Annotated in this window: 3 protein-coding genes; all 3 read left to right on the top strand. The window is 67.8% G+C overall.

Translation table 11 applies throughout. From position 1 onward, the window contains the following. On the top strand, positions 1-1,207 hold a 1,207-nt coding region (gene istA / locus AB1578_23210; protein ID MEW6490807.1), incomplete at its 5' end, for an IS21 family transposase. A gap of 14 nt (positions 1,208-1,221) precedes the next feature. Further along, complete coding sequence (gene istB / locus AB1578_23215) at positions 1,222-1,992, top strand: IS21-like element helper ATPase IstB (protein MEW6490808.1); 771 nt, start codon at positions 1,222-1,224, stop codon at positions 1,990-1,992. A gap of 187 nt (positions 1,993-2,179) precedes the next feature. After that, positions 2,180-2,947 (top strand): hypothetical protein (locus AB1578_23220; GenBank protein ID MEW6490809.1); only part of this gene is annotated, 768 nt, incomplete at its 3' end.

A 2,947-nucleotide genomic window follows, 5' to 3' on the forward strand; every position in this document is an offset into this window, starting at 1 on the left:
GCTCGGCTACAGCCAGTTCTGTGAGCACTACGCCTCCTGGGAGGGCCATCTCAAACCCAGCCTTCGGATGGTGCACAAGGCCGGCGAGAAGTGCTTCGTCGACTACGCCGGGCCGACCGTGCCCGTGGTCGATCCCGAGACGGGAGAGGTGCGCCACGCCGCGGTCTTCGTGGGCGTGCTCGGTGCCAGCTCCTACACCTACGCCGAGGCCCACTTCGGCCAGACGCTGCCCCACTGGATCGGCGCCCACGGCCGCATGCTCACCTTCTTCGGGGGCTTGCCCGAGGTGCTCGTTCCCGACAACCTCAAGGCCGGCGTCAAGCACCCCTGCCGCTACGAGCCCGACCTCAACCCCACCTACCAGGACTTCGCCGCCTACCATGGCGTCGCCGTGGTCCCGGCCCGCGTGCGAAGGCCCCGCGACAAGGCCAAGGCCGAGGTCGGCGTCCAGGTGGTCGAGCGCTGGATCCTGGCGCGCCTTCGCCACCGCACCTTCTTCTCCCTAGCCGAGCTCAACGAGACGATCCGGGAACTCCTCGACGACGTCAACGCGCGCCCCATGCGCGGGTGGAATCGAAGCCGCAGGGAACTCTTCGAGTCCCTCGACCGCCCGGCGCTGCGCCCCCTGCCCGAGCGCGCCTACGAGTTCGCTCTCCTTCGCCACGCCAAGGTCGGCATCGACTACCACGTGGAGTTCGACGACAACTTCTACAGCGTGCCCTTCCCCCTCGTCGGCCAGCCCGCCCTCGTGCGCGCCACCGAGTTTACCGTGGAGATCCTCCACAAGGGCACCCGCGTCGCCTCCCACCGCCGCTGCCTGGGCTCCCGCCACCTCGTCACCCTCGACGAACACCGGCCCCCCAACCACAAGGCCTACGTCGGCTGGTCCCCCGAGCGCTTCCTGCGCTGGGCTCAGAAGATCGGACCCGCCACGGTCCAGATCATTCAGAACTGCCTGGCCTCCCGCAAGCACCCCGAGCAGAGCTTCCGCTCCTGCCTGGGCATCCTCGGCCTGACCAAGCGCGTCGGCGATCCGCGCCTGGAAGCCGCCTGCGCCCGGGCCTTGCGTTCCGGCCTCGGTTCCCGGCGCCACATCAAGAACATCCTCGATCACCACTTCGATCAACTCGAACTCGATCTTGCGCCCCCTTCGCCTTCTCCCACCCCCGCCCACCAAAACGTGCGCGGCACCACCTACTACAGCTGACGGAGGACGACCCTATGCTCACCCAACCCCTCTTGGACAAGCTCTCCCTGCTTCGCCTCTCCGGCCTTCGCCAGGGCCTCGAGGAGCAGGCCCAGTCCCCGCATTTCGCCGACCTCCCCTTCGAGGACCGCCTCGGCCTCCTGATCGACCGCGAGTGGATCCGCCGCGAAAACGCCCGCCTCTCCCGGGGCCTACGCCTGGCTCGCTTCCACACCGCCGCCTGCGTCGAGGACCTCGACCTCTCCCCCTCCCGGGGCATCGACCGCCGCCTCGTCCTCGAGCTCGCCCAAGCCGACTGGGTCCGCCACCACTTGAATGTCCTCGTCCTCGGACCCACCGGCGCCGGCAAGACCTACCTTGCCTGCGCCCTGGGCCAAGCCGCCTGCCGCTTCGGCATGAGCGTGCGCTACCTGCGCGCCTCACGCCTCCTCCAGGACTTCGCCCACGCCCACGCCGACGGCTCCTACCCCAAGCTCCTCGACACCCTGGGGCGCACCAGCCTCCTGGTCATCGACGACTGGCTCCGCGACCCCATTACCCCCGCCCAGGCCCGCGACCTCCTCGAGGTCCTCGACGACCGCTACGGCCGCCACTCGCTGCTGGTCGTCTCCCAGGTCCCCGTGCCCCAGTGGCACGAGCGCATCCCAGACCCGACGATCGCCGACGCCCTGCTCGACCGGCTCGTCCACAACGCCCACCGGCTCGAGTTCGCCCCCGGCGCCGAGTCCCAGCGTAAGCTGCGTTCCCCTCTGAGGGAGACCACTCTGAGGGAGCCCGCTCCATGACCGCCAGCAGCTGCGCCCTTCTGGGAGGGGGCGGGGAGACTGCGTCTCCCCGCCAAAACCAATTTCTTCAACCCAACCCGAAACCCAAAGGAGGTGACCCGTGACCCTGCATCCACCGTTGCCCATGGTGAACACGTGAGTCTATGATTTCTACCCCAGCGTCGCTCCGCGCCGCTACGTGTTCACCATGCCCGGAATCGTTGTTCACTTTCACCGGAACGCGCACACAGGTGACGTGCCCGAGGATCTCTCGGCCGAGCCCCACCTCCTCCGCATGATTGCCCTGGGGCTTGGGCTGGCAGAAGTGCCGTCATCGAGGAGTGGACTCCTAGACGCCGTCACGTCCGGAGTGGGGCACCCGGCGCTCGCCTACGAACTGGCCTTCCCCGAGGTCTTTCATCCGACGGGTAGCGCGAATGACCAAGTAGGGTTCCATGCGGTCCTCGGGAACCCTCCATGGGACACGGTCCGCAAGAACGAGGACCAGTTCTTTGGCGCGCGGGACTTCGCATTCCTGATGCCCCCCACGAAGCGGGAGAAGGCGGCCACTCGCGAACGACTCCTTGGCGACCCTCGGGTGGCGGCCGACTACGAGAGCCTCGTTGGCGGTTTGCAGGAGCGCGACCGAATCAACGACCGCATCTTCGAGACCCACAAGGCCCGCGTGCACGGCCAACTGGCGGGCCGGGGCACTTACGACGACTACATGCTCTTCGCCGAGCGCGCTGCAACCCTCCTGGCGCCGAACGGGGTGGTCGGGTTCGTGCTCCCGTCCGCGTTCCATGCGAACGAAGGGGCGACGGGCCTGAGGCGGCTCTACCTGAACAAGATGGATCTCCGGGCTTGCTACTGCTTCGAGAATCGGCGGAAGCTCTTCGAGATCGACTCACGTTTCAAATTCGCCACGGTCGTGGCCAGCCGGCGCGGGCCCACCCATGCCTTTTCCTGCGCCTTC

The organism is Thermodesulfobacteriota bacterium (assembly GCA_040756475.1).
Taxonomy (GTDB): Bacteria; Desulfobacterota; Deferrisomatia; order Deferrisomatales; family JACRMM01; genus JBFLZB01.